Annotated in this window: 5 protein-coding genes; all 5 read left to right on the top strand. The window is 49.2% G+C overall.

Going from position 1 to position 5,999, the window contains the following annotated elements; translation table 11 throughout:
* Positions 1–312 precede the first annotated feature (312 nt).
* Complete coding sequence (locus STRDD11_RS10115) at positions 313–1,491, top strand: galactokinase (RefSeq protein ID WP_128837198.1); 1,179 nt, start codon at positions 313–315, stop codon at positions 1,489–1,491.
* Between the two features lie 226 nt (positions 1,492–1,717).
* Positions 1,718–3,199: a UDP-glucose--hexose-1-phosphate uridylyltransferase gene (galT, locus tag STRDD11_RS10110; RefSeq protein ID WP_128837197.1), complete on the top strand. Its 1,482-nt coding sequence runs from the start codon at positions 1,718–1,720 to the stop codon at positions 3,197–3,199.
* Positions 3,200–3,241: 42 nt separating this feature from the next.
* Positions 3,242–4,243: a UDP-glucose 4-epimerase GalE gene (galE, locus tag STRDD11_RS10105; protein WP_128837196.1), complete on the top strand. Its 1,002-nt coding sequence runs from the start codon at positions 3,242–3,244 to the stop codon at positions 4,241–4,243.
* Between the two features lie 583 nt (positions 4,244–4,826).
* A complete protein-coding gene (locus STRDD11_RS10100) occupies positions 4,827–5,417 on the top strand; it encodes a CDP-archaeol synthase (RefSeq protein ID WP_128837195.1) in 591 nt (196 codons plus the stop codon).
* Between the two features lie 14 nt (positions 5,418–5,431).
* A partial coding sequence (locus STRDD11_RS10095) for a PEP/pyruvate-binding domain-containing protein (RefSeq protein ID WP_241209408.1) occupies positions 5,432–5,999 on the top strand: 568 nt, incomplete at its 3' end.

Below are 5,999 nucleotides of genomic sequence, written 5' to 3'. Positions count from 1 at the left end.
AGCTTTTGGGGTCTGAGTCCCACCTTTACTGCCAAATCGGCTCCCATGAATTGATTGCGCGGGTGGACGCCCGGGACTACCTGCAGACCGGTGCCGGCATTGATCTGGGCTTCGACCTCAACAAGGCCCATTTCTTTGATGCAGAGACCGAACAGAGCCTGCTCTAATCCCTTATTTTGATTCAACAAATCCAGACAGCACTTGTTTGGATTTTCTAGTAAATATTTACTAAAACTATTGAAGTTTTACTGGACTTATTTTATAATAAAGACAGTAAAACGGTTTCAAAACCAAAGATAAGGAGTTTATCACATGTCAGCTACACTTTCTATTGAGCAGCTGCGGGCAGATTTTTCGGAAATCTTCCATGCTGAAGCAGATCATACTTTTTTCTCGCCGGGGCGGATTAATCTCATCGGTGAGCATACCGACTACAACGGCGGCCATGTCTTCCCTGCGGCCATTTCGCTGGGTACTTACGGGGCAGCCCGCAAGCGTGATGACCAGATCTTGCGCTTTTACTCAGGAAATTTTGCAGACAAAGGCATCATTGAAGTGCCGCTGGAAAACCTGCACTTTGAGCCTGAACACAACTGGACCAACTATCCCAAAGGAGTTCTGCATTTTCTGCAGGAGGCAGGCCATCAGATTGACCGAGGCATGGATGTCTATGTTTTTGGCAATATTCCCAATGGTTCAGGCCTGTCGTCATCGGCTTCGCTGGAGCTATTGATCGGTGTCATGGCTGAAACGCTTTTTAATTTGCAGCTGGAGCGGCTGGACTTGGTAAAGATTGGCAAGCAGACAGAAAATGAATTTATCGGGGTCAACTCTGGTATCATGGATCAGTTTGCGATTGGTATGGGGGCTGACCAGCGGGCTATCTACTTAGATACCAATAGCTTAGACTACGACCTGGTACCGCTGGACCTTCAAGAAAATGTTGTAGTGATTATGAATACCAATAAACGCAGGGAACTGGCGGACTCCAAGTACAATGAACGCCGGGCAGAGTGCGAAAAGGCAGTCGAAGAACTCAATCGCAAGCTGTCTATCGCCACACTGGGAGAGCTGGATGAGTGGTCCTTTGACGAATACAGCTACCTGATTGAGGATGCGAACCGTCTCAAGCGTGCCCGTCATGCTGTTCTGGAAAACCAGCGCACCTTGCAGGCACAGGCAGCTTTGCAGGCTGGTGACTTGGAGAAGTTCGGCCGTCTCATGAATGCTTCGCATGTCTCCTTGGAGCATGACTATGAAGTGACCGGGCTGGAGCTGGATACCTTGGTGCACGCTGCTTGGGAACAGGATGGCGTTCTGGGAGCCCGCATGACCGGAGCAGGCTTTGGCGGCTGTGCCATTGCCCTAGTCCGTAAGGATGCCCTAGAGGCTTTTAAGGAAAATGTTGATAAGGCTTACCAAGAGGCTGTCGGTTATGCCCCTAGCTTTTACATAGCGGAGATTGCCGGCGGCAGTCGGGTGCTGGACTAAGGAGGGCTAAATGAGAACTCGGGCTGATATCGTCATTTAGTTTAACTGTTATTTGGTCCTTAGCTCGGCTTGCCGTAGGCGGATATAGCTGACACTTCCTAACGGAAGCTTTATCTGGCACCTCAAAACCTTGCTTCCTATCATTTTCTTATTTCAAAATGATAGGCTGAAGCAAACTAAAAGACTATAGCAGAAATGCAGCCCTTTTCAGGAGAAAGGAAATTCTATGCCCAAGAAGTTGGCGGATGCCTTTGCGGAGGCAATTATTTCAAACAGTTCTTATGAGGAAATGGACCGGATTTATCTGAAAAACCGTATCATGGCTTTGGTCGGAGAAGGAGCGGCTGAGCAGGCCAGCAAAGCCGATCGGCTGATCGGCCTGAAAGATGAGCTGGTAGCAGCGGCTCTGGCAGCCGGCAAGATCGGTCCGACCCTAGCTGAGCAGGATAGCTTGGGAGCTGAGCTGATGGACTTTATCACTCCCTGCCCCAGTCAGGTCAATCAGGATTTCTGGACGGCTTATGCGGTCAGTCCAGAGCAGGCCATTGCTGACTTTTATGCTCTCAGCCAGCGCAATGACTACATCAAGGTCGAGGCTGTTGCCAAGAATATCGCTTTCAGGACTCCGACCGACTACGGCGATTTGGAAATCACCATCAACCTGTCCAAACCGGAAAAGGACCCCAAGGAGATTGCAGCAGCTAAAAAAGCCAAGACCAGCTCCTATCCGGCCTGCCAGCTCTGCATGGAAAATGAAGGCTACCAAGGCCGTCTGGATCACCCGGCCCGGGCCAATCATCGGATTATCCGCTTTGATCTGGCTGGGACCCAGTGGGGCTTCCAGTATTCGCCCTATGCTTACTTCAATGAGCACTGCATTTTCCTGCACAGCCAGCATGTCCCTATGGCCATCAGCCGGCTGGCCTTTGAGCGCCTGCTGGGCATCGTCGATACCTTTCCAGGTTATTTTGCCGGATCCAATGCTGACCTGCCTATCGTCGGCGGCTCTATCTTGACCCATGACCACTATCAGGGCGGACGTCACACCTTTCCTATGGAAATAGCCGAGCTGGCCCGCAGCTTTACTTTCACAGGCTTTGAGGGCGTGGAGGCCGGCATTGTCAAGTGGCCTATGTCGGTGCTGCGCCTCCGATCAGCTGACAGGACAGAGCTGGTGGAGCTGGCGGATAAAATCCTTCAGACCTGGCGCAGCTATTCGGATCCCAGCATGCAGATTTTGGCGGAGTCAGATGGTGAGCCGCACCACACGGTTACACCGATTGCCCGGATGAAAGACGGTTTCTTTGAGCTGGATCTGGTCCTGCGGGACAATCAGACATCGGCTGAGCATCCAGACGGTATCTACCATCCCCACAGCGATGTCCAGCATATCAAGAAGGAAAATATCGGTCTCATCGAGGTCATGGGACTGGCGATTTTACCGCCGCGGCTCAAGGAAGAGCTTAAGGAAGTGGAGGAGTTTCTCTTGGGCCGGCGTGACCATGTCGCGGCTATTCATCAGGAATGGGCGGACGGGCTAAAAGCGGCTTATCCCCAGATGACGGCGGATGATGCTGAAAAAACAGTCCAGCAATCAGTCGGTCAGATTTTCTGCCGCGTGCTGGAGGATGCCGGTGTTTATAAGCAGACAGCAGCAGGACAGGCCGCTTTTCTGCGCTTTGTCGAGGCAGTCGGCATAAACTCCTGAAGTATGGTAAAATAGAATATCGTGAAAAGAGAAAGGAAAGACATGGCAATTTTAGTATTAGGCGGAGCAGGTTATATCGGCTCTCATATGGTGGATCGTCTGGTAGAAGCAGGCGAGGAAGAGGTAGTGGTCGTAGATAACTTGGTGACCGGCCATCGGGCGGCAGTGCATCCAGATGCCTTGTTTTATCAGGGGGATTTGGCTGACAGAGACTTTATGCGCAGCGTCTTTGCCAAACATCCATCCATCAATGCAGTCATTCACTTTGCAGCTTTTTCCCTCGTGGCCGAGTCTATGGCTGACCCGCTGAAATATTTTGATAACAACACGGCCGGTATGGTAGCCCTCCTTGAGGTTATGAATGAAGTCGGTGTCAAGAATATCGTCTTTTCCTCAACGGCGGCAACCTACGGCGTTCCGCAGGAAATTCCAATCTTAGAAACGACACCGCAGCAGCCCATCAATCCTTACGGGGAAAGCAAACTCATGATGGAGACTATTATGAAGTGGGCTGACCGGGCTTACGGCATCAAGTTTGTGGCCTTGCGCTATTTCAATGTGGCGGGCGCCAAGCCAGACGGCTCTATCGGAGAGGACCACGGACCGGAGACCCACCTCCTGCCCATCGTTCTCCAAGTGGCCCAAGGCAAGCGCGATACCATCTCCATTTTTGGCGACAACTACGATACGCCGGATGGGACCAATGTCCGGGACTATGTCCATCCCTTTGATCTGGCAGAGGCCCACAGTCTGGCAGTGGACTATCTGCGTCAGGGCCATGAATCGGCTGCTTTCAATCTGGGCTCTTCAACAGGCTTCTCCAACTTAGAAATTGTCAAGGCTGCCCGCAAAGTGACCGGACATCCCATTCCTCTGGAAATAGCAGAGCGGCGTCCAGGCGATCCGGATACGCTGATTGCTTCCTCTGAAAAAGCAAGGAAAGTGCTGGGCTGGCAGCCCAAATATGACCATATCGAAACCATTATCGAAACTGCTTGGAAATGGCATTCCAGCCATCCAAAGGGTTATGATGACAGAAATTAATGTATAAAATCGGCGGAACAGCCGATTTTTTCTTGCTTTTATACAGTATCTTCTAAAAGAGATAACTCTCTGTGGGTGAGCGCACAGCCATCATGGGAGTCTGTCCCACTATTTTTATGTGGAATCACAAAACTTTTATTTATAATGGTTTAAAAGCAGCATATAATAGACTTGTTCGGAAACGAATGATGATTCTTTCTTTTGCTTTCTTTGAATAGTGAACGAAAGAGAAGGAAATAGTCTCTTAACATCATTTCGCTAGCTTTTCCTTTAGCAATGAACCGACGGAGTCGTTTGCCTGTGTGCCGGCCGCTTAAGGCGGACTGACTCAGGATACGTTTTCCAAACAAGTCTACTAAAAGAAAGATTGGTTGCTATGTTATTTAAAACCTTAGTTAGTACTAGTTATTAGTATATCTGAAGGGATTGGGAGTGAATCTTTTGCGCCGTTATCAGATGAGACAATTGTTGACCGTTTGTTTTGTAAGGGCTTTAGAGACTTATGATATAATGAAGTCATAAAAGCTTGAGAAGCCTTTTCATCTTTTCAAGTGGATTTTCATAAAAAGAATAGGAAATAAGTATGCGCTCGATTCTTGCCTTGTATATCACTCTGATGCCGGTCATTCTGGCTGGGGTTCTGAATATGATGTTTTGCAAGTCTTCACTGCTGCAGGCGGCTTATCGGCCAATGGATGCTGGGTTGATTTTAAAGGATGGGAAGAGGCTTTTTGGGGCTAACAAGACCTGGAAAGGTTTCTTGGGCATGATTGTCTGGGGAGCTTTGGCGCAGATTCTTTGGGGATTGCTCTTAAAGAGTATTCCTACCCTAGAGAAGCTGCACTTGGTTTATGCTTTCTACGAAAATACCTTGCTGTTTAATCTAGTGCTTGGGGCTCTTTTAGGGCTGGCTTATGTTTTGTTTGAGCTGCCCAATAGCTTTATCAAACGGCGGTTGGAAATCAGAGAGGGCAAGACGGCGGAGAATGGCTGGAAATGGACCTTTATCTGGATAGACCAGATTGATTCCTTGATTGGCTGTATTATTTTCTTGCTTTTCTATATCCCTCTGTCCTGGCAGCAGATGCTGGGCATTCTAATCCTAGGGGCGGGCACGCATCTGGGAGTCAATCGTCTGCTCTACTGGGCTAAGCTTAGAAAAAATCGTATGTGAGATGGGAGTTATTGATGAAAGAACTATGGCTGGAAAAAGAGCCTTCGGCAGCCTATGGCGGTAAAATCAATCAGTTAATCAACCTCTGTCAGCTGGGGCTTTCGGTTCCCAAGGCTCTGATTTTGCCGGCAGACCAAGTAATGGCTTGGCTAAGAGCAGCTCTGCCAGAATACTCAAAAGAGGGACTTAAAGAGTTAATTCAATTGGGTAAGGAGGAAATTGCGGAGCGTTTGCAGCAGTATCCCTTGGAGCTAGCTTGGCTACAGCAGTTAGCATACTTTTGTCAGGAAAATCAAGCTTATATCGTTCGCAGCAGTGCCCTTTTAGAAGACGGGCAGAACATGTCATTTGCTGGGCAGTATGACTCGATTGGCAATTGCCGGACACTGTCAGAAATTGAGCAGGGCATTCGTTCCTGTCTGCTTTCTCTTTTTAATCCTGAAGCCTTGGCCTACTGGCAGCGTCAGGGTTTGGCAGAGAAGGATTTTGCCATGGCAGTGCTGATTCAGGAGCAGATAGAGCCTGACTTTAGCGGCGTCTGCTTTTCCCTAGATGTGGCGACTAATCAGGACCAGTCTATGC

Source organism: Streptococcus sp. DD11 (assembly GCF_001578865.1).
Classification (GTDB): Bacteria; Bacillota; Bacilli; order Lactobacillales; family Streptococcaceae; genus Streptococcus; species Streptococcus panodentis.
The sequence above is the reverse complement of the archived record's forward strand: the minus strand, read 5'-3'. Positions and strand labels throughout refer to the sequence as shown.

Bases quoted from the DNA above. Each gene is read 5' to 3' on its own strand.
- galT (WP_128837197.1), top strand. From the start codon at position 1,718: ATGCCCAAGAAGTTGGCGGATGCCTTTGCGGAGGCAATTATTTCAAAC.
- STRDD11_RS10115 (WP_128837198.1), top strand. From the start codon at position 313: ATGTCAGCTACACTTTCTATTGAGCAGCTGCGGGCAGATTTTTCGGAA.
- STRDD11_RS10100 (WP_128837195.1), top strand. From the start codon at position 4,827: ATGCGCTCGATTCTTGCCTTGTATATCACTCTGATGCCGGTCATTCTG.
- galE (WP_128837196.1), top strand. From the start codon at position 3,242: ATGGCAATTTTAGTATTAGGCGGAGCAGGTTATATCGGCTCTCATATG.